This window comes from Halobaculum saliterrae, assembly GCF_009831625.1.
Lineage (GTDB): Archaea > Halobacteriota > Halobacteria > Halobacteriales > Haloferacaceae > Halobaculum > Halobaculum saliterrae.
The window spans coordinates 77,734-98,208 of the sequence record NZ_WUUS01000012.1 but is presented as its reverse complement, the minus strand read 5'-3'; the positions used below and the strand labels follow the sequence as shown (position 1 = coordinate 98,208).

Sequence of the window (20,475 nt, the reverse complement as noted above, 5' to 3'; positions counted from 1 at the left end):
TTTATGATACATCAAAAACATACACGCGAACGGACGTCAGATGGCCGCGAGCGGAGCTCGGAGTCTGTTGAAGGGGATACGTGTCCCGAGTGTCAAGGCCAAATCACCCACGGTGGTGACGGGGGAGAAGCGACCTGTGAGAGCTGCGGATTGGTTTTCGAGGGTAGCCGGGTTGACCACGGGCCCGAGTGGCGTGCTTTCACGTCGGACGAACGCGATGAAAAGAGTCGGGTCGGTGCTCCGACGACGCAACTGATGCACGACAAGGGGCTGAGCACGACTATCGGCTGGCAGGACAAGGACGCCTACGGACAGGCGGTTTCTGGTCGAAAACGTGCTCAATTACAGCGCCTTCGGACCTGGGACGAGCGGTTCCGGACGAAGGATGCCCACGAGCGGAATCTCAAGCAAGCGCTCGGTGAGATCAGCCGGATGGCGTCTGCTCTCGGGCTTCCAGAATCGGTTCGGGAAACCACCGGTGTCCTATACAGGCGTGCTGTAGAGGAGGACCTGCTCCCCGGTCGGTCAATCGAGGGAATGTCGACGGCGTCGTTGTATGCGGCTGCCCGACAGCACGGAATGCCACGGACCCTGACTGAATTTGCTGACGTGAGCCGTGTCGAAAAAATACGGATCCAGCGAGCATACCGATATCTTTCCCGTGAACTCGGGTTGGAAATCGAGCCGGAAAATCCGACTCGGTATATTCCACAATTCGCGTCATCACTTGACGTGAGCGACGAAGCAGAACGGCGCTCTCGAGAACTTCTTGAGGTGGCAACAAATAATGCCGTCCACAGTGGGAAGAGCCCTGCTGGATTGGCGGCGGCCGCTCTGTATGCTGCGACCCATCTCACCAACGAACAGCTCACACAGGAGACGGTAAGTGAGGTGGCCCACGTGAGTCGAGTAACGATCCGAAATCGATATCAGGAACTTCTCGAGGTGTACGCGGAGCATGACTGACCGGGCGGCTTGTTCGGACGGCGTACAGCTCGTGATTCACCCAGAGTCCGAGTTCTAAAATGAACGAATTCTCACTCCAAACCGACATTGACGTTTTGGAAATGCTTGCTGATCGGTCGCCTTGTCACGTGATGGAGATCGCTAATGCCGTCGATGGACATCCGATTACTGTCGACCAGACATGTGCCAATCTCCATACTGACGAGTGTATCCGTCCGCTCGGCCGAGGCCTCTACGAAATCACTGAAAAGGGGCAACAACGACTCGAAACGGAACACCGGTCATAACACCCCGCTACCAGTGTCACTATGTCGATTCTCGTCTCGCGACTCTTCCGACAGCTCCTCCGTTATGAGCGGAGAGATTCAATCTGTTATGAATTTGTACTGTCGGGCGAGTTCTCGAACGACAATCGGACACCATATCCCGACGAACGCGTATAATCAGATAATGGGAGACAATTCAGTGTCGTCAGAGGACACGCCGGAGTTGCAGGATGTCCTCGATGCGCTGGATGATCCCGAGTGCCGGGCCATTCTCCGTGAAACCGTTGAACCCATGACTGCGAACGAACTCATCGACGCCTGTGACATCCCCAAGTCGACGTTGTATCGTAAATTAGAACTGCTCAGTTCCGCTTCTCTTGTACGAGAGCGGGATACGATCAACCCAGGTGGCGGACGCGTCACCCATTACGAACGGTCGTTCGATGACGTGACGATTTCAATGGACGACACAGGCGAGTTTTCGGTGAGTGTCGAACGGCCACCGCAGTCTACCGACGAACGGCTTGCAGACATCTGGTCGATGATGGGGGACGAGGTATGAACGGAGTCATAACCGCGATTGCGGTGGTTAAGTTCGTAATCCTACTTCTCGGGGGTGGGATCACCTACATCGCGTTCAAAGCCTATCGACGAACGGGTGAGAATTCGCTCCGTATTCTGGGTATCGGATTCGGTGTCATCACGCTCGGCGCTCTACTGACTGGTGTGGCCAACCAGTTCTTTTCTGTCTCGCTAGCCCGTGGTGTACTCATCAACAGTGTGTTTGTCGCGCTTGGCCTTGCAGTTATCATGTACTCCCTTCATATCCAGAAATGAACTCCGTTCCGAACTTTGGCGTACCTGATTTGCGTCGGGGTGACTATCTGATCCTTTTCGGCGTGGTTTTGTTCGTTCTCACCATTAGTAGCAGTGCAATACTCGCCCCTGCTATTGGGACGGCTTCGGAGACAGGTCCGGCTTCTCGAACCTTGGTCGGTTCTCAGGGGGGTGGCCCGGGATGGCATGAATACGGGAGCGTCTACCTGCTTAACGGCACGAACAGCACATGGCGTGAATCGAGTGCCGATAGCTATTTCGACGTCACAAAAACAGAGAATGGAACGGTGTTAGCAGGTTTTATGGACAGCGGATACACTTCGTGTGGTCCGTACGAGTCACCCTGTACTCGAACGGGATTTCGGGTCATTAGCCCGGGCCCCGACCCTCAGGTGTTTTCGGAGTATAGCTTCCCGGTGCGAACAAACAAGAACAGCGAAGTTCACGATGTCGAACGGCTCCAGTCCGGCGAATACCTGCTCACGGACATGGAGTACGAGCGTATCTTTACCGTCAAAAACGGCGAGATCACATGGCAGTGGAACGCGAGTTCCTTCTATGACGCGCCTCCAAATCCGACGAAAACTGACTGGCTGCACATCAACGACGTCGACGTCATCGACGAGGGCCGGTACCTAGTCTCGGTCCGCAACGCCAACCAGCTCCTGATTGTCGAGCGTGGTGAAGGAGTCATTGATGTCATCAACGAGGACACAACCGATTCAAACGATGGCAACTGCCGCCAATCCGGTCAACTCACCGATTACGACGACGATGGGGAGGTCCGGTGTGGTGATCCCACTGTCCTGAATCATCAGCATAACCCGCAATGGCTTGGGGATGGCGCTGTTCTCGTCGCCGACAGCGAGAATGACCGCGTCGTCGAACTCCACCGGACTGATAATAGCAGCTGGAAGCCGGCATGGGCGCTCGACGGTGCGGGTGGGATCGCGTTCAACTGGCCACGAGATGCTGATCGGCTCTCGAACGGAAATACGTTGATTACGGACACGTTGAATCGGCGGATCGTCGAAGTGAACGAGTCAGGGGCAGTCGTCTGGAGTGTGCAAACTGAGCGGATTCCGTATGAAGCAGATCGACTTCCCGAGGGAGAATCGGTTGATGCACCTCGCTACGCGGTCAACTCATCGATAGGCAACAGTCCGTCTAACGATGTATCGATTCTTTCGCTCATGCTTGTCGGTCTTCGGGCGGTCGTTCCATCGACACCGTTCTGGTTTCGCGAGCCGCAACTTGCCGTAACTCTCGTTTCAATGCTCCTCATACTCGCAGGTGGAGTCGTCAGATTACAAGATTGAGACCGCCGAGAACGGGCTGTGATTGGCTTGAACTCCCCTTCCTAGCAGAACCTTGCGAATGTCCTGAGTTAGTAAGGCGCTGTCTAGTCCACCAATCCCCGAGGTACCAGGCCTGGAGTCGGACGCGACACCGGTCGCATCGTGAGATGAACAGCACGACTCGGACTATTCCATTTCTTCGCCGAACTGGCTGTCTTCACCCGGTCATCGGTATCCGGACCGGTCCCGGAGCCAGTTGAGGGCCTCTTCGCTGTTGTTCAGCTCAAAGTACCGCATCTCCTCCGGTGCGACTGGCCAGATCGGTCGAATGACACGCCACCAGTCGAAGAGGAGCTTTGCCCACTTCGAGTCCCCGACTGCCGCGTACCGGCCGATATCGAACTCCGGGCCATCTCGGAGATCGGGAACGATTCCATGGAAATGAGTAAGAAACGTCCGGAACGTCCAGTTTGGGACTTCCTCGTAGACGTGGATCTGCCCGTATTTTCCGGTCTTCTCTTTGAGAAGGGAGTACAGCTCCCGATATCCCTTAGGGGTACCTTGCCTGATACGAATCGCGACGAGGTTACCTTCCGTTTCATCCAGCACGTCGAACATCTGGGTTGTATCCGATGACATCGGTTAGTGGCTGTGGGTCGTCGAACCAGTCGGGCCATCCTCGGAATCGGATTCCCCGACCAATTCGACAGTTGCGTGGTCGACTCCTCGGCCAGAGAGGTGATCGTGAACTCGGCGTCGGATTTCTTGCTGTTCTTCGAGCGATGTCGCTGACACGGCCACGTGAACAGTGGCGACGGTCAGCTGACTGCACACCTGCCACACGTGCAGATCGGCAATTTGTTCGACGCCCTCGATAGCGGTGAGTTCGGCTTCGAGTTCGTCGGATGCGATCGGACTTCGTTGGAGGAGGATCGACGTACTCTCTCGAAGTACCCGACCGGCAGACCAGAGTATCAAGACGGCAATCAGAATTGCGGCAGCGGGATCAGCGATCGGGAGATCGAACAGAGCGACGGCAACGGTCGACACGATGACCGCAATAGAACCACCGGCATCTCCGAGCAGGTGATAGAACGCACCACGTTCGTTGAGGCTCATCTGGTCGCCCTGGAGGACGTACACCGAGCCAAGATTGACTAACAGGCCACCGACAGCGATAACGAGTGTCAGGCCAATATCGATACTGACGGGGGCGAGAAACCGTTGATACGACTCCCAGACGATGTAGGCGACCATCGGGATGAGGAGCACGCCATTGAGGAAGGCGGCGACCGGCTCGAGGCGGTGCAACCCGTACGACCACGTCTCACCGCCTTCGAACCGCTCAGCCGTATAGCCGGCGCTGAACGCCATCACGTACGCCAGCATATCGAACAGCATGTGGATCGCGTCGCTGATCAGTGCGACGGACCCGAACAGGATTCCACCGGCCAGTTCAACGACGAAACCAACGAAATTGATGATCGCGACCAGTGCAAGCCGACGGATGCTCCTGCCGGTATCAGATGAAGCTGTATCGTCGTCCGAATGATCGTGGAGTGCCATCGATAGATTCCGGTGAACTGGCGCTATGTCGAGTCTGAGGTCTCCGCTCTCTCTGGAGCGGAAGATTGCGAGGTGTTCTTGTTTGGGGGAGTATTGGACTGATCCGGTTCCTCGGCAGCGTTTGCGGTTTCAGCGTCGTCATGGTCTTCGCTCTCTGTTTCGACCTGCTCGGATTCAGTAGCAGGTGATGTGTCCTGAGCAGAGGAGCCACTGAAATCGAGCGGCCGAAGCCAGATGAACCAGACGACCAAGACGGTCGTCCCATAGCCAACGATCCAGACGAAATCAGCCACTGTAGAGAGGTTGGCTTGTTCGAGGGCGTATACGCCCAAGCCGGGACCGATGAGTCCAACGAGGACGACGAGAACGAACAGCTGGCGAGAGGACAGACCGAACGGATAGTCTCGCGAGGGAGAGTCGGAACGGGGGTCGACGTCTGTTTCAGGCTCTGTTCCCATTGTCCCCCTCCAGAGAGCCAGTTTCGGTCGCTGTGTCCGGACGAATCCGTGACAGCCGCATCGCGTTCCCGGTGACGGCCGTCGTCATCCCGGCGTCACCAGCGAGGACGGCAAGCCAAATAGGGACGTATCCGAATGGGACTGCGACTGCCAGACCGGCTTTGACGGCGAGACTCGACCAGATGTTCTGCCGGATGACGTCGTTCGCATCGTGTGCGAGTTCGTAGAGGTAGGGGAGCTTTCCAAGGTCATCTCCCATTAGGGCGATATCAGCGGTTTCTAATGCCGTGTCAGTACCGGCAGCTCCCATCGCTACGCCAACTGTGGCGGTAGCGAGCGCCGGTGCGTCGTTGATGCCGTCACCGACCATCGCGACGCCGTCATACTCGTCGACGAGATCCTCTATCGCGGTCACCTTCTCCTCGGGGAGCAATTCGGCCTGGAACTCGTCGACACCAACCTGTTCCGCAATCGCGCGGGCAGTCCGCGTGTTGTCACCCGTCAACATCACCGTTCGGGAGACGCCGAGTTGTTTGAGTCGCGCCACTGTTCGCTTCGCTTCCGGCCGGATCTCGTCAGCGACCGCGATGACGCCTTCGAGTTCGTCTTCGGTTCCAACGAGCACGACGGTCTTCCCTTCTGCCTGGAGTTCGGGGACGGTCTCTTCGAGGAGGTCGAGACAGTTGTTCCGGTCACACATCTGACGGGCTGTCTGCGTAACGACGCCCCCGTCGGTCGTCGCGTGAACGTGCGAGAGGTCGAAACCCAGTTCCTCGAACAGTCCTGGCTTGCCAGCGAAATGGGGGGTTCCGTCGAGGTCGGCACGCACGCCCTTGCCGGTGATGCTCTCGAACTCATCGATCTCGCGCTCGGCGACCCCCATGCTGCCGGCTTCAGCGACGATCGCCTCGCCGATGGGATGTTCGCTCCGCTGTTCGAGTCCACGTGCACACCGAAGGACGTCCTCCTCTGAATTTTCGTTCAATGGAACGACGTCAGTGACGGTGAGTTCACCTTTCGTGAGTGTCCCGGTCTTGTCGAATGCGACAACGTCGACGGCTCCCATCGCTTCGAGGTGATTGCCGCCTTTGATCAGGACGCCATTCTTTGCGGCACTCGTGATGCCCGACACCACGGAGACAGGTGTCGAGATGACGAACGCACACGGACAGGCCAATACCAGTAACGTCAGCCCGTAGACGACGGCTGTGGGCCAGGTCGTGCCGAGGACGTACGGACTTCCTACCGTCGTCAGGATGGCGAAGGCGACGACGACAGGCGTGTAGTACGTCGAGAAGCGTTCGACGAACTGTTCCCGTTCGGTCTTGTTCGACTGGGCGTCCTCGACCATCTCCACGATACGCGAGAGCGTGTTATCGCCAGCTTCGGAGGTAACCTCCACCTCGAGATATCCCGCTTCGTTGATCGTGCCGGCGTACACTTCGTCTCCCATCGTCTTGTCGACGGGTACGCTCTCGCCCGTGATGGGCGCCTGATTGACGGCGCTTTCACCGTCGACGACGGTCCCGTCCATCGGAATTTTCTCTCCCGGCTTGACGACGACCACGTCGCCGACAGCAACCTCGTCGACGGGAACCGTCTCTGTGCTATCCTCTCGCTTGACGGTCGCCTCGTCCGGTGAGAGGTCCATCAGCTCTCGGAGCGAGTTCCGGGCGCGATCCATCGAATACCGCTCCAACAGTTCGGCGACGCTGAACAGGAACGCGAGGGTGGCGGCCTCGAAGTAGAGCGCCTCACCGAAGGCCAGGCTCGCAACGAGTGCCCCGAGGATAGCCACCGACATCAAGAAATCAATATCGAGGTTCAGATTCCGCGCCGAGTAGTAGCCGTTGCGAAGGATCTCTTGCCCACCGGAGGCGACAGCAACGAGGAACAGTACGTCGGCAACGAGCAGCTCCGTACCGAGAAGACTTGCAATCTGGATATTCTGCCCGACCAGGAAGAACTCGAAGAGCAAGCCGAGGGCGACGAATCCACCACTAATCCACGTTTTGAGCGCCCGCGGGCTCGTCCAGATGTTTTCGCGCTCCTCAGTCCCCTCCTGATTTACTGATTCGTCGCTCGACGTGTCTGTTACCTCGTACCCGGTCCGTTCGATAGCACCGACGACATCGGCTTCTCCAGCCCTCGATGAATCGTACGTGACAACGACGGTTCCAGTCGTTGGCTGAGTTTCGTATGTTGTGACTCCCTCCACCCTGTCGAGAGCGTTTTCGATTTTGCCCGCGCACGACGGGCAATCCATTTCCGGAACCGTGAATTTCGAGGTTACCTCACCAGTGTCCTCCACGGTGTATCCGGCCTTTTCAACCCGACCAGCTATCGCAGTTGAACTCGTTTCCTCGCCGTCGTACGAGACGGTCAACGTCCCTGTGGTCACTTGCGGGTCGACACTGCGGATTCCGTCCAGTTTTTCGACGCTGTTCTCGACCTTTCCCGCACAGGATGGGCAATCCATCTCCGGGACCGAGAACTGTGCAACCTCCCCCTGTTCGATTGGTGGGGAAACGCTATCGGCACCCCGTTCTGCCTGTTCAGTGTGCTCCTGATCGCCATGGTCGTGATCATTCCTGTGACTATGCTCGTGAGACCCCTCTTCGTGCTCGTGGGTGTGATCCGGTGGTTCACCACTTCTGTCGTGGGAATCGTCGTCAGGTGAGGTCATCACTCACCGCTAGCCACTACAAGTTTATTAATCCGGCTGCTATAAAATGCCCATATTATACTAACTCCTAATAAAGAATCTGGAGTGAGTTATTAACTCTGCCATTGCCTCGTCTCAAACACAGGTCTAGACGCGGTTAGATCGATACTCACTATGTTTGATCCCGAGGAGGAGCGTAAGGATTCCAAACACGATGAGGCCGATGCTTACCATCACGATTGTGCTGGTGTTCATTCAGCCTCATCATCGTTCCACCAAGTATGATGGCGAGCAGGGCAACGAACGCAATCACCGTTTTCGCTCTATTGAATTCCATCTCTATTTGTTACTGAAACTCAGTCAGATGTTGTTTCCGATGGCTCGGCTGTCGACACATTGGCGCGGGTATTCTTTCGAACGTAGCCTATCCAGAGGAGTGCGCCAGCAAGACACATGATGCCAGCGATAGCGATCGATTGACCACGGATTGTCGTCCCGGTCTGGTTCTCTGTGATCAATAGGATACCGATGCCGACGAGGACGAGTCCTTGAACACCTGTTGCTTTCGCTGGTCTAGCAATATACCCCGCCTCTGTGAGAATGCCAGCGACAGACCCTACGAACAACAGGAGTCCCGCAACAGAGACAGGACGAAGGCCGAGAACGACACCGACCTCCGAGAGAACAAATCCAAGAGCGACGAAGAGTGGCCATGGACTCGATCCTGTGAAGGTTGAGTCCGAGTCTGATGATTCGCTCATTATCCCGATTTGGGAATCGAGATATAATAAATCGGCTGCTATCGACCTCCAGATTTTTATTAGAATATGCCAGAATTATACCGTTCAGTTAATACTCTCTCGATATCGAGGGAATTCTCTTGAGCCGAGTGAGGCTCTTCAAACATTGAACCAGAACGGTTTCAACGCTGACTGGCCTAGAGCCGACTAACAGTTTCCGAGTTATGTCATACGAGGAGACTACTATTCCACAGAGTGATTCACCCGCAGGTCGGTGTGAGTACTGTGGGCATCCGTTTCCAACGACTGGTCGTCTCGTCCTCCACAAAGGCTTAGAACACCCCCAGCAGCTGGATGACGACGAAGAGGAGGCATTCCGTTCTGCCCGAGCAGATGAAGAAGACGAGTTACGTACGCTGCGTCTGAAAGCACTTGGAGCCCTCGTGCTCCTGTACTTTGGTTTCTTGATGCTATATGCCATCTTCGCCTGACTCAGACACGAACTCCGGAGCATGCAGAGAGGGACACACAGAATCAAATCCAGAGTTGAGACTTCGTAATTGGGTCGTATCGAACACAAAATTCAGACTCTTCGTTCAGTTTGTAACTTGGGTTGCGATACTGACCTTGTTTACTGAGACAGTCGCTGCCGGGAACGGAATGACACTCTCAAAGCAGCCTCGGGATACTCTTGCCGTCCCCAGATGGCTGTATCTTGCCACTGGCGGCGCCACGATTGGAGCCTCTGCCCTACTTGCGAGCTTCGTCACTGATCGGGCGTTTATCCGGTATCTCCACAATTGGTCGTTCCCTGGCCCGACAGTCGACGACTGGTGGACGCTGCTCCAGTGGGCCGGACGTAGTCTTGGGGTTGCCGTCCTTGGACTGGCAGTGTACATCGGGCTGACCGGACCACAGCTTCCGACGGCAAGCTTCACCATCCTCATCACATTTGTCGTCGTTCGAGCGGGCTTGCCGATGTTCACGTATCTCGGAGGAAACATCTGGCCGGCACTGAACCCCTGGCGAGGGATCGTCTCGCTCCTCCCGACTGGATATCGGGCCTATCCGGATGCGTTCGGCCGATGGCCGGCTGTCGGTGGCCTGCTGCTCCTCGTGTGGATTGAGGTGATCTTCCCCGTCAGTACGATTCCAGCTGTTCTTTCGATTGCAATCCTCGGATACAGTGCAATCACTATCGCTGGCGCTGTACTCTTCGGTCCCAATACCTGGTTCGAAAACGGGGATCCGTTGTCTGTCCTATTCCGATTCTTCGGCGCTGTCGCACCTATCCAACGGCGGGATGAGACACTCACTGTAAAACTACCCGGTAGCGACTTGACGGCCTCGGAATTGGTCACTGATACGTCCGATGTCGCGTTCGTCATCGCTCTCATCTGGGAGCTCACGTACAGCGGATTCATCACGACCCAGACGGGTGCAGCAACTATCGAGACACTCGTCAACCTGACCAATATTGGAGTAGGAGCTATGCAGGCCCGGGCGATTCTCATCTACACACTGCTTTTCGTCGGTGGCTACGTCGTTTTCTTCGCCGCATATTGGTATGCGAGTATTCTCTCTCGGCGGCGGACTGGGACATACATCACCGCACAGCGGATCGCCTTTCGATTTGCACCCTCGCTATTGGCCATAGCAGCGGGATACCACCTCGCGCACTACACCGGGTTGGCAGTGTCTCTCAGTCCGGCTCTGGGGATGGCGATTGTATCCCCACTATCGCCACCAGCGAATCCACTGACGCTGTCTCCTCCCGGATGGTTCGATGGGTTGAGTATCGCCGTCGTACTCATCGGGCACCTCCTCGCTATCTGGGCAGCGCACGCAACCGCCTACGAACTCTTCTCGAGTCGACTCGTCGCAATCCGAAGCCAATACCCGTTCATCGCCGTGATGATCGGCTACACCGTCATTAGCCTCTGGATTCTTTCTCTTCCCGGTGCAACGCCTCCATATCTACCCTAACCGCAATTGGCTTTGAGAAAAGTATCGGTGACGCACAAAATCGGATCTGACCGTGAGAGGAATCACTCGACAGTGAACTCGATTGGGTCCATGTCGATAAACGCGGTTTCGTAGCCATCGTGACGTGCCAGTTGTGGTGGCGTCTGAACAGCGATTCTCACCGTGTCGCCCGATCTCAATCCGTCTAACGTCATCCCATAAATACTCCCGAGATCGGGGTCAAGAGTCGCTTGCAGTGATCCTTGATCGATTGTGTCCCCGCCTCGGTTGATTGTTGCTGACAGAGCCATCCTCGGGAGCATTACGCGGTTGTACGGGGTTCGTGGGGAAACGAACAGGTAGGGACCCGCAGTGTCACTAAACCGATGGTCTCCGTCGACGAGCGCGACGAGCATCGTCGCATCACCAGACTGGTCTTCATGGAGTAGTTGCCCCGGAAGTTCAGATTTTGCCGGTACGACCGGTTCAGGGATCATTTCCATCTCCATTAGATCGACCGTCCCACGGGTGCCCGCTTTCTCGCCCAGTCGACGGATCTCCAAGTTGTACGTCTCACTCGTATCGAACGTGAACTGCATCGTAGCTGACTGCCCCTGAGTAAAACGGCCTTTGAGCGGGTCAGTACGAGCCATCTGTAGCGGGCCGACCTGGAGTGTCACATCGTACTGGCCTTCTCCCGGTAGTGCAATATTGTCGCCGTAGTGGAATCCCATATTCGGCGAGATCATCGGCCAGAGGTTGGTAGAGGAAACCTGGCCGTCGCTGTTACTGATTCCGACAGAGACGTCGACCGGAAGGATCGTTTCTGTCTCGGTGTCCCAGACACTCGCCATCAGATGCACCGAATCATCGGACTGAACAACGACTTTCGTCTTGCGTGAGCCGGTGAGGTTCCAGAAGCGATGCGGGAAGGAATGCATCAGTGCAAATCCGATATCGCCGGCCGTCGTCGTTCCATACATTCCCATCCCTTCGATGATAGCAGGATAGTAGACGGCTTCAGGCCGATCCTCCACGAGCGGCGGATCACGCCACGCCGACTGCGTCTCGAATCCGAGCCGACCCAGACACCCAGACAACAACAGTCCACTTGAGAGTGCGGCCCCTTGGCCGAGAAATGTTCGCCGATTCATCGTTTGATCTGAGATCCTATGTTCCGTTGGTTCATATCGATTCAATCCCGCTGCCGCCAACCGAATGTATCCGTGACTGCCAGCCTTGGCTTCTCCATAAACCGTTACGCCACCCGAACGATGAACCCGGTGAGTACCAGCAGTGAGACAACGCCGAGCAATACCGCCAATAGGAGGTGTTTTTCTTCCATTAGTTTAGCTTCGGCTGGGATTCTAAAGACATCTTTGGAACTACAACGTCACCTGCACGTCCGGCATATCAGCGAAGGCTGTCTCGTATCCTTCGTGGCGAGCAGTTTGTGGGGGCGAATCGACTGTGATCGTCAGCTCATCTCCCGACTGTACGTCCGCGACCGTCGTCCCGTAGTGATAGCGGAGATCTGGGTCGATGGTCGCCTGCAGAATCTCGTCGAACACCGACGTGCCGTCACGTTGCAGTGTTGCCGAAAGCGACATCATCGGTAGCATCGTTCGATTGTAGGGCGTGCGGGGAGAAACAGCGAGATACTTCTGCCCCTCGCCACCACCGAAACGCGACGCGTCATCGAGGAGGGTGACCACAAACTTCGCGTCCCCGCTTGTCCCAGATCCACGGACATCGCCGGGGAGTGCGTCCGGTGTCGGCACTTGCGAGTTCGGCAACATCTCCATGTCCATCAGGCCGACAGCACCCTTCGTGCCTTCCTTGTCGTCAGGGATGTCCGTATATGAGATCTCGTTGAGCGTTGATTCGCTGAATTCGAATTCGAACGTGAACGATGCGTTCCCCTGGTTCTCGGTCAGTGATCCCGTCCGTCGTGTCGAGGGGCCGCCGATACTGACCTCGACAGTGTATGTGCCGTCGCCCCGGAGTTGTGCGTTATCGCCGAAATGAAACCCCATCGGCTGGGAGAGCATCGGCCACGGCGCGAACTGGTCGACTGACTCGCCGTCCTGCGTGATCGTCAACTGTGGATTAACGTCTGGTGGAATGATCCCCGTCTGGGTATCCCAAACAACGGGCATGAGATGGATCGAATCCTCGGGTTGGATCTCGACTTTCGAGATTCCATTCGGCTTCATCAGCCAGAATCGGTGCGCATACGAATATGTGAGTGCACATTTGTACCCGCTCTGTTCCTTCATTCCGGGCATTTCCATCCCCTCGTAGTGGGTTGGGTAGTAGACTGCGTCTGGACGGTTCTCAGGAAGCGGTGGTGCCTGCGCCGATTGCGTCTCGAACAGGTCAGTACACCCCGCGAGCCCCACGAATGAACCGCCCCCGGCCATCCGAAGCACGTCACGACGATTCATACGTCACCTCTTGTGCGTCCGCAGCCGGCTGGGCAGGCGGTAGTGCGCGCAACGATCGCGGAGGGACGAGGAAATTACCGCGACGCTCCGTACGGATGTACTGCAGGATGCCGTTATTGTTGCGCTGACCGACGGCCGATTGCTCGGTGACATCAGTTCCGTTCATCACCTCTCTCGTGTCGACGAAATCGGTGATTCGTCGCTGGAGTGCGAGGAAGTGAAGACTAGCGGTTCCATCGTCCGTAGAATCGAAGTCACGCCGAAGGATAAGGGGTGAGTCATCGTCGTCGCGAGCGCGAGCGGATTTCTGAGAGTGGCCGACGACGCCCATCTCGCGGGCTGTCTCATCTGTCGGCTCACAGTCATCGATTTTGCTGCTGGTGCCGAGGTTGTCACCAGCGCCCTCGATGACATCGTTCTCGGCGTGATACGGACAGAACATTTTCGCCTCACGCTGCCACCGATCGTCCTGATTGTACCACTGGTTGAGGTTGAGGTCGAGCTTGGAGATGTGCTGTGTCGTGCCACCAGCGAAGGGCCCGGACTGGATCGTCACGCGATCTTCACTGGCCTGGTTCTTTTTGAAGCCCGATTTGAAACCCATAAACAGCGGTGCATCCTCGGGGACCTTGTCGGCCGGAACGCCCTCGGCCTCGTCCGCTTTCTCCGCCGGGAGTCCATCCCCGATAAATCCCGTTCGCCGGTCAGCGATAGTAACGACATCAGTCAGTGTCGCGTCAGGTTGATCGACACCGTTGAGCGTTGATTTGTTTCCTTTGAGGGCTTCTTCAGCACCAAGTACCACCTGTGCCGTATTACTCGCGAGATGCACGACTGCATCGGGCGTATCGAACTCGGGATCCTCGAACGGAGCAAGTGCTTCTGGATCGGGGAGGTCAACACCTTCGGGAAGGGATTCGTCGAAACGGCCGAAGTATGCCGGGGAATAACTCACCGTGAGTAGTAACCCGTCCCCGCTTCGCTCGTAGGCGTGTTCGATGCCACGGAGAGCCGCCTCAACCTCTTCGCGGTCGTCTTCGCTCGGCTGCCCGTCTCGCTGGTAATCCAAATAGAGGAGCACACGATGGTTCGGAGCGACGACGTTCCCATGGTCATCTCGTGGCAGAGCTTCGTTCCAAGCGTGCTGACGCTGTGGATACGACGAGAGATCATCCGGCCCCGTCGGGACATCAACTCCTTCACGACCCAGACAGGCACTAAACGCCGCCGCCCCTCCGATAGCGACAGCCGACTTGAGGAATTCTCTGCGAGGGATGCCCCTCTCATCAGTCATTAGCCGGCAGTTAGGAACTCAGCCGAAAAGTGGTTCTGGTAGAGTTCTCGAATCCTTCCTTGAGGTTGGTAGCGGGCTATTTTCCGACGAGCTTGTTTAGTAGTTCCCATCCGATAAATCGAGGTGTCCGCTCACGGTACTCTTCGTATTCTTCTCCGTATTGTTCTCGTAGCCACGGCTCTTCGGCAAACGGGAAGAGCGCGTACACGACGATCGTTAGGATGCCATGCACCACCAATTTCTGAGAGTTCGTGGCGAGGAGCATACCCACGATGAATGTGATGAATCCCACACTCTGGGGGTTTCGTGTGTACTGATAAATTCCGTCCGTCCGAAGCTCCCCGTCTCTTCCACTGCTTTCCATCCACCCAAGTTCGAAGAGGGCCGATAAGGCAAACCCCATGCCGAGTGCGGCGATACCGCTGCCTGCGAGTTTGCTCCAGCGTTCGGTGAAAATAAATGAGTCCCGATCGAGCGCGGCCAGCACGGGAAATCCAGCGAACACGACGGAGAGCGTCGACCAATTGAACCACCACCGCGAGGAGCTATCGCCGATGGGCCACACTCGACGGTCAGGATGAACCGCACTGATGATGTACCCGAGAATCAGCATGACATCCGCGACGACAGTCGCCAGGAGCGCGCGATCTGAGAACGAGGACATGTGTGTATATCGTGATAGTGAAGGACGAAAAAAGTGAGACAATCGTAGTTTGCAGCTGGGTACTGCTCCCTCCAAAGAGGTTTGGAACCACCAGCCACTCTCTCCAATTCTAACACCCACGTCAACTCGAATCGACGTTCTCAGGTAGCTGTGTTTCAAATTTAGCCCACATGACGGGCGTCGTACCACTCCATAGCGAGCTCACCGGTTCGCAGTCCCTTCCGTTGCTCGCGGTGATCACCGTCGCGGCTGCGGGTACAGCGGTACTTCTGGGACTTGCGATCGGCGCGTTCGTTCAGCGCCAATCCCGTCCATATCTGTTAATCGTCGCTGCGCTGGCTGCCCTTCTTGGACGCTCTGCGGTTGCGGGGATCACCATCGTAGGCCTGTTCTCACAAGCCGACCATCACCTCCTCGAACACGGACTTGATATCATTCTTGTCGCGCTCGTCATTGCTGCAGTCTATCACTCCCGAACCATCTCGAACGAGACCAATTTCGATACATGACACACCAACGTGACCGGATTCACGAGTATATTGCGACCCACCCTGGAGAACACTTCAACGCACTCACGCGGAGACTCGACCTCGCACCAGGACAGGTACAGTACCATCTCAAGAAACTCCAGACACAGGGAAAAATAGTCGAACTACCCATCTATGGCCGAACGCACTATTACACACCAGAATATGATGCGTGGGAGCAGGGAGCAATCGCTGTCCTTCGACGGGAAACGGCACGCGACATTTTATTCTGTGTTCTCGAACAGGGGCCATCCAGACCGGATGCTGTCACAGAGTCCCTCGGGATTGCTCGAGGAAGCCTCGAGTGGCACTTGAATCATTTGATGGAACAGAATCTCATCGAGAAACACCGAGATACCAATAATCACGTGACGTTGGTCGCAGCCAAGCCAACAGAGACCGCTCGTCTCATGGAAGAGATCGCCCCCTCGCTGTCTGATCGGATGATCGACCGGTTCACCCGCCTCGTCGATAACCTACTGCCGGAGTGATCGTAACGAGTTTGTGGATGTGTTTCGTCGGAACGAGACCAAGATTGTTCGATTACTTCACTTGAATTGTCCCGACCATTCCAGAACTCTCATGCGGGATACAGAAGTATCCGTACGTTCCAGGGTGGTCGAACGTGTACTCGTACTTCTCCCCCGGAGCGATGAGTCCCTCGGTTATTCGGTTCCTCGCAGCCCGCTCTGATTCGAAGCCACCGCTTGCGAAGTATGCGGCCTCGTCTGGAATCTCGTCTTCATACGCGGTGACCGTGTGCTCGATATCGCTCTCGTTCGTCCACGTTACCGTCTCCCCTGTTTCGATCGTCGCAGTCTTCGGCTCAAACCGGTGGCTGTCGGGCATCGTTATGGTCTGAATCGACGATGACTGTCTGTTCAAACATCCAGCGGTGCTGAGTGTCGCTAGGGCGGCAGTACAGAGTCGCAACATCGTCCGTCGATCGGAGGATTCGAGTGACATTGGTAGAGAGATGGATGGGACCTGTTAGAGCGCCACGAAGAGGTCAGTCACGTACATAACACCGAGACCGAGCAGGAATGCAAGGAGATTCGTGGCGCTGGCCACGCGGCCGCCTGCATCCCGAACCATTCGCGCAATCTCCCAGTTGACCTGTAGGATGGCACCCACCCCGATTGCGAGGAAGAAGGCACCGATCGTCGGCGAGTACGCCAGACTCCCGATCCATCCACCGAGGATGACGGGTGCGCCGGCGATGACGCCGAGCGCGGCGAAGTGCTTGATCGACGGGCGTTTTCCGCGAGCGACCGGCGCGACGACAGCCGGGCCTTCCGTCACGTTGTGGAGCATGAACCCGATCACGAGGAACGCGCCGAGCGACACACGCCCGAGTGCGAACGAACTCCCGATCGCCAACCCCTCGGCGAGGTTGTGCAGGCCGATCCCGACCGCGACCAAATAGGCGATCCAGAGACCGCTACTCGCCCGACTATCACCAGCGACGACACGACCCTCCCGCCACGCACTGATCGCCTGTACCAACAGGAGTGCGCCGAAGATCCCGAAAACGACCAAGAGGTTGCCCTCGTAAGCGCCTGGAACCCGCTCGGCGAGTTCGAACGCCTCGAACCCGGCGTCGAACGCCAGAAAGCCCAGGACACCGGCCGCAAATAAGAGGACGGCATGTAGCCACCGGTCGCTCATCGTCTTGATATAGGGGAACCAGAGCATTCCGAGTGCGACCGGGATCACGCCGACGAACAGCCCGATGATTGCAAGCGTCCCGAGCAGACTCAGGCTAAAGCCGGGTGACTGGCTCGGAGCGACGATCGTATTATGGAACGTCGCTCCATCAGAGAGGACGAGAGCGACTTCGAGATCCCACCCTGGATTCCAGTGATACGGAATCACGATCCGTGCACTTTCCATCGGGGCAAGCGTTTGGTCACCACCGGCTCCTTCGACCCGGAAGTTCCAGTATGCTTCGTCGACGAGGACCTGTGATATCGTCACGGATTCGGGCCCGTTGTTCGTCACATGCAGTACGACCGTTTCGTCGCTCGGAAGCGTCGTGTGCGTGACCGTCACGTCGGGAAGCGGTTCACCGCTCTGAACACCAGCGAGCGGTGACGTGAACGCGAACACGCCCAAGACGAGTACGAGCAACACGATCGGGAGCAGTGCGCTGACCCACCGCGGAAGTCCGAGCGGTTGTGTGCGCTCGTTCTCAGCTGCCACCCCACCGTCTGTCGTCGAGTTTTGTGTCTTGTCCGCCATGTTAGACCACCTCGAAAAAGCTCATCCAGCCGAGTTCGGCGAACTCCGACTGATGCGCGTGGAACATGTATAGTCCAGGCTCGTGATCCGAGTAGTCGATCTCGATGATGCCGCGCTGCGCTTGGGTCTGCATAATCGTATCCACAGTCTTGCGCGTTGGCGTCAGCGTCGTTCCGTGGTCGTAGTAGTCGAAGAACTGCGAGTGCGTGTGGAACGAATTGATGAGGTCGAACTCCGTTGCATTAGAGAGGTACACGCGCTGGCGTTCGTTCTTGTCGATCTGGATGGGGCGTTTCGTCTCCCCCGCCGTCCAGTTGCCATTGCCGTCGGTGTCACCAACCCCGTATCCGAACGCCCGTGTGTTCGCCGCGTAGACCTCATTCCCGCCGTCAAAGTTGGTGTCGAACGAGTTCATCACCATCACCATCTCGTTGACGGCGTCGTTTTCGGCGTACTCGTGATTCCGGCTCTTCGCCTCTTCGACGAGCTGTGTCCGAAGGTCGTCGGTAATCGGCCCAGGATAATTGACGTAGTCGCGTGGGTTCTCCCTGACGCGCTCGGGGTCCGGATCGACGATGATCGTGCCGTAGAGTCCGCGGTGGATGTGCTCTTTCAGTGGGAGCGAGTGGCAGTGATAGAAGTGCGTTCCGGCAGGCTGGGCAATCCACTCGTACGTGAAGGATTCACCCGTATCGAGTACCCCTGGTCCGTTCTGGGGGATTCCATCCATTCGCGGGTTGAGATTCTTCAGGTGCGGGTGAATCGTGTGAGCGTGCCGCCCCAAGTTGGTGAACTTGACGCGGAACAAGTCACCCTCAACGGCGCGGATCGTCGGACCCGGTACCTGACCGTTGTATGCCCACGCCTGGAACTCGACGCCCGGCGCGATCGTGATCGTCGTGTCGACGGCAGTGAACTCGAACTCCCGTACGGTTCGGCCATCCTCCTCGTAGACCTGCTGGGGAACGTTATCTTGGCCGCTATCTCCAGTATTGAAGGCAGTGAGGAACTCGTGAGGGTCGAAATCCAAATCCCGGTATTCGCCCACCGCACCGAAGTTACCGTGTTCATCCTCGTCCTCATGGTCGGATGAAGCACTTGCCCGAGAACTCCCGAGTCCGACTGCTGCACCCCCGGCGACACCGAGACCACCGAGTACCGTGCGACGACTGACGCTCGATTCACCGGTGAGCGATTCAACCAGTCGCTGTTCGAGTCGTTCTGTGACGTCCGCTGCACTGTCGTAATCTATCGATGGCATGATCTCCTCCGCTGGTCGAGCCTTTGGATACCCATATTCGCTAATTGACCCACCCAATATATAAATTAGAGGCATCTAAACTTTGAGTGAGTCTAAACTAATATCCGGAAGTCAACCTTTCAGCGTCTCAATTAGTACCGGTGGTGAGAGATTGGGTCGATATAGAACGTGCAACGTCCTCGGGTAGCGAAATTGTATCGTCGCCGCTACCAAGTTCAAAAGTGACCATTCCAAACGATGTAGTCTCAATAATTTCCACTACAACTCCGGGGCGAATTCTGTGTTCGGACAGATACCGGAGAAGAGCCGGATCTTTGTCCGGAACCCGTTCGATTCGAACGCTGTCTCCCACCTGATGATCAGCAAGCGTATCGCCATGTTTTGCTCCCGAAACGTCCAGATCCGCCGTGGGAATCGGGTCGCCATGCGGGTCAACCGTTGGATCTCCCAACTGCTTCGCAATCCGGTCGGCGAACTGACTGCTTATGTGATGTTCGAGGCGATCTGCTTCGTCATGTACCTCTGCCCAATCATACTCGAGGTGATCCGTGAGATATCGTTCTAAGAGTCGGTGGTGGCGAATAATCTCGAGAGCAATAGGGATTCCAGCATCTGAGAGTGTGACCCCCTGATAGGGTTCGTAATGTACCAAATCTCGGTCTGATAACTTTTTCATCATACTGGTAATTGTCGATTGTTCTACGTCCATATACTCCGCAAGAGCTGAGGTTCGTACCCGGTCGTTCGTTTCGTTCTGGAGATAATAGATCACTTTGAGATAGTCCTCCATGATCGCGCTCAGCATTGGCCATAAATTAGACGTGACTAAATTTATAATTTGCTACGCAACGGTTCGTGATGTCGACGACTGTAGGCGCAATTCTGATGTCCCTGAGTCCGGTTATTTCCATATCCAATATTGGTGCGTTGATTTTTCCGGGGCGCTTGGTGTATTACCTATATACGCTCAGACGGCAGACCGAAAGTTCGAACTTTTATATGATGGACAAGAGAAGGCCGCGATGGAATGTCTGACCTAATCGTCAAAGCAGCCGTGAAGGACGCACTTGCGGACCACAACGTCTCGGCAGATTTCTACGACGCTCTCAACGAAGAGGTCGCCGAACTACTCGACGACGCTGCAGAGCGTGCCGAGGCCAACGACCGGAAGACGGTCCAGCCCCGCGATCTGTAGGTCTGCGTAACGCAGCCAACCTCGCCACTCGAACGTAGCTTTTTGAGGTTCCTGTTCAGAAGTTAGGAAACGGAGATGGCGGACG

At 56.4% G+C, this 20,475-nt stretch carries 23 protein-coding genes; 9 read left to right on the top strand and 14 right to left on the bottom strand.

Going from position 1 to position 20,475, the window contains the following annotated elements; all coding sequences use genetic code 11:
• Positions 1–3 precede the first annotated feature (3 nt).
• The 4 genes from GRX01_RS17165 (at position 4) to GRX01_RS17150 (ending at position 3,388) form a co-directional block, all read left to right on the top strand.
• Complete coding sequence (locus GRX01_RS17165; protein ID WP_159670564.1) at positions 4–966, top strand: transcription initiation factor IIB; 963 nt, start codon at positions 4–6, stop codon at positions 964–966.
• A gap of 450 nt (positions 967–1,416) precedes the next feature.
• The gene (locus GRX01_RS17160; protein WP_159670561.1) at positions 1,417–1,794 is read left to right on the top strand and encodes a winged helix-turn-helix domain-containing protein; all 378 of its coding nucleotides are present in this window, start codon (positions 1,417–1,419) and stop codon (positions 1,792–1,794) included.
• Positions 1,791–2,069 carry a DUF7521 family protein gene (locus tag GRX01_RS17155; protein WP_159670558.1) on the top strand — a complete coding sequence of 93 codons (279 nt, stop codon included), beginning with the start codon at positions 1,791–1,793 and terminating at the stop codon, positions 2,067–2,069. The genes GRX01_RS17160 and GRX01_RS17155 overlap by 4 nt, the downstream gene beginning before the upstream one ends.
• A complete protein-coding gene (locus GRX01_RS17150; RefSeq protein ID WP_159670555.1) occupies positions 2,066–3,388 on the top strand; it encodes an arylsulfotransferase family protein in 1,323 nt (440 codons plus the stop codon). The genes GRX01_RS17155 and GRX01_RS17150 overlap by 4 nt, the downstream gene beginning before the upstream one ends.
• A 204-nt stretch (positions 3,389–3,592) precedes the next feature.
• On the opposite strand, the gene GRX01_RS17145 is transcribed toward GRX01_RS17150, so the two are convergent.
• The 6 genes from GRX01_RS17145 to GRX01_RS17125 form a co-directional block, all read right to left on the bottom strand.
• The gene (locus GRX01_RS17145; protein WP_159670552.1) at positions 3,593–3,985 is read right to left on the bottom strand and encodes a SpoIIAA family protein; all 393 of its coding nucleotides are present in this window, start codon (positions 3,983–3,985) and stop codon (positions 3,593–3,595) included.
• A 24-nt stretch (positions 3,986–4,009) separates the two neighbouring features.
• Positions 4,010–4,933 (bottom strand): cation diffusion facilitator family transporter, encoded by a 924-nt coding sequence (locus tag GRX01_RS17140; protein ID WP_159670549.1) that lies wholly within the window; start codon positions 4,931–4,933, stop codon positions 4,010–4,012.
• A 23-nt stretch (positions 4,934–4,956) separates the two neighbouring features.
• The gene (locus tag GRX01_RS17135; protein WP_159670546.1) at positions 4,957–5,391 is read right to left on the bottom strand and encodes a hypothetical protein; all 435 of its coding nucleotides are present in this window, start codon (positions 5,389–5,391) and stop codon (positions 4,957–4,959) included.
• Positions 5,375–8,077, bottom strand: a complete 2,703-nt coding sequence (locus GRX01_RS17130; protein ID WP_159670543.1) for a heavy metal translocating P-type ATPase — start codon at positions 8,075–8,077, stop codon at positions 5,375–5,377. The genes GRX01_RS17135 and GRX01_RS17130 overlap by 17 nt, the downstream gene beginning before the upstream one ends.
• A 126-nt stretch (positions 8,078–8,203) precedes the next feature.
• Positions 8,204–8,290, bottom strand: a complete 87-nt coding sequence (locus GRX01_RS19720) for a DUF7333 family protein (RefSeq protein ID WP_449271455.1) — start codon at positions 8,288–8,290, stop codon at positions 8,204–8,206.
• A gap of 122 nt (positions 8,291–8,412) precedes the next feature.
• On the bottom strand, positions 8,413–8,817 hold the full coding sequence (locus GRX01_RS17125) for a DUF7541 family protein (RefSeq protein ID WP_159670540.1): 405 nt from the start codon (positions 8,815–8,817) through the stop codon (positions 8,413–8,415).
• Positions 8,818–9,020: 203 nt separating this feature from the next.
• Here GRX01_RS17125 and GRX01_RS19640 point away from each other — a divergent pair, with 203 nt between their 5' ends.
• Positions 9,021–9,287: a DNA-binding protein gene (locus GRX01_RS19640; protein WP_394351399.1), complete on the top strand. Its 267-nt coding sequence runs from the start codon at positions 9,021–9,023 to the stop codon at positions 9,285–9,287.
• On the top strand, positions 9,271–10,782 hold the full coding sequence (locus GRX01_RS17120; protein ID WP_159670537.1) for a hypothetical protein: 1,512 nt from the start codon (positions 9,271–9,273) through the stop codon (positions 10,780–10,782). The genes GRX01_RS19640 and GRX01_RS17120 overlap by 17 nt, the downstream gene beginning before the upstream one ends.
• Before the next feature lie 62 nt (positions 10,783–10,844).
• Here the strand turns inward: GRX01_RS17120 and GRX01_RS17115 are convergent, their stop codons facing one another.
• The 4 genes from GRX01_RS17115 to GRX01_RS17100 all read right to left on the bottom strand — a co-directional run bounded on the left by GRX01_RS17115 (position 10,845) and on the right by GRX01_RS17100 (position 15,166).
• Positions 10,845–11,915, bottom strand: coding sequence for an iron transporter (locus GRX01_RS17115; protein ID WP_159670534.1), 1,071 nt, complete (start codon positions 11,913–11,915; stop codon positions 10,845–10,847).
• A 231-nt stretch (positions 11,916–12,146) separates the two neighbouring features.
• A complete protein-coding gene (locus GRX01_RS17110; RefSeq protein WP_159670531.1) occupies positions 12,147–13,208 on the bottom strand; it encodes an iron transporter in 1,062 nt (353 codons plus the stop codon).
• Entirely contained in the window at positions 13,195–14,502 is a 1,308-nt protein-coding gene (locus tag GRX01_RS17105) for a DUF7405 family protein (RefSeq protein ID WP_159670528.1), read from the bottom strand. The genes GRX01_RS17110 and GRX01_RS17105 overlap by 14 nt, the downstream gene beginning before the upstream one ends.
• Positions 14,503–14,578: 76 nt before the next feature.
• Positions 14,579–15,166 carry a methyltransferase family protein gene (locus GRX01_RS17100; protein WP_159670525.1) on the bottom strand — a complete coding sequence of 196 codons (588 nt, stop codon included), beginning with the start codon at positions 15,164–15,166 and terminating at the stop codon, positions 14,579–14,581.
• A gap of 170 nt (positions 15,167–15,336) precedes the next feature.
• Between GRX01_RS17100 and GRX01_RS17095 the strand changes: the two genes are divergently transcribed.
• A complete protein-coding gene (locus tag GRX01_RS17095) occupies positions 15,337–15,675 on the top strand; it encodes a DUF7471 family protein (RefSeq protein WP_159670522.1) in 339 nt (112 codons plus the stop codon).
• A complete protein-coding gene (locus GRX01_RS17090; protein WP_159670519.1) occupies positions 15,672–16,184 on the top strand; it encodes a winged helix-turn-helix transcriptional regulator in 513 nt (170 codons plus the stop codon). Before GRX01_RS17095 ends, GRX01_RS17090 begins: the two co-directional genes overlap by 4 nt.
• 52 nt (positions 16,185–16,236) lie before the next feature.
• On the opposite strand, the gene GRX01_RS17085 is transcribed toward GRX01_RS17090, so the two are convergent.
• The 4 genes from GRX01_RS17085 to GRX01_RS17070 form a co-directional block, all read right to left on the bottom strand.
• Entirely contained in the window at positions 16,237–16,542 is a 306-nt protein-coding gene (locus GRX01_RS17085) for a cupredoxin domain-containing protein (RefSeq protein ID WP_233741091.1), read from the bottom strand.
• Positions 16,543–16,683: 141 nt separating this feature from the next.
• On the bottom strand, positions 16,684–17,934 hold the full coding sequence (locus tag GRX01_RS17080) for a ZIP family metal transporter (protein ID WP_159670513.1): 1,251 nt from the start codon (positions 17,932–17,934) through the stop codon (positions 16,684–16,686).
• A gap of 1 nt (position 17,935) precedes the next feature.
• Complete coding sequence (locus GRX01_RS17075) at positions 17,936–19,195, bottom strand: multicopper oxidase domain-containing protein (RefSeq protein WP_159670510.1); 1,260 nt, start codon at positions 19,193–19,195, stop codon at positions 17,936–17,938.
• 127 nt (positions 19,196–19,322) lie between these two features.
• Positions 19,323–20,000, bottom strand: a complete 678-nt coding sequence (locus GRX01_RS17070; RefSeq protein WP_159670507.1) for a metal-dependent transcriptional regulator — start codon at positions 19,998–20,000, stop codon at positions 19,323–19,325.
• Positions 20,001–20,222: 222 nt separating this feature from the next.
• Between GRX01_RS17070 and GRX01_RS17065 the strand changes: the two genes are divergently transcribed.
• Entirely contained in the window at positions 20,223–20,390 is a 168-nt protein-coding gene (locus GRX01_RS17065) for a DUF1931 domain-containing protein (protein ID WP_159670504.1), read from the top strand.
• The last annotated feature ends 85 nt before the right edge of the window (positions 20,391–20,475 follow it).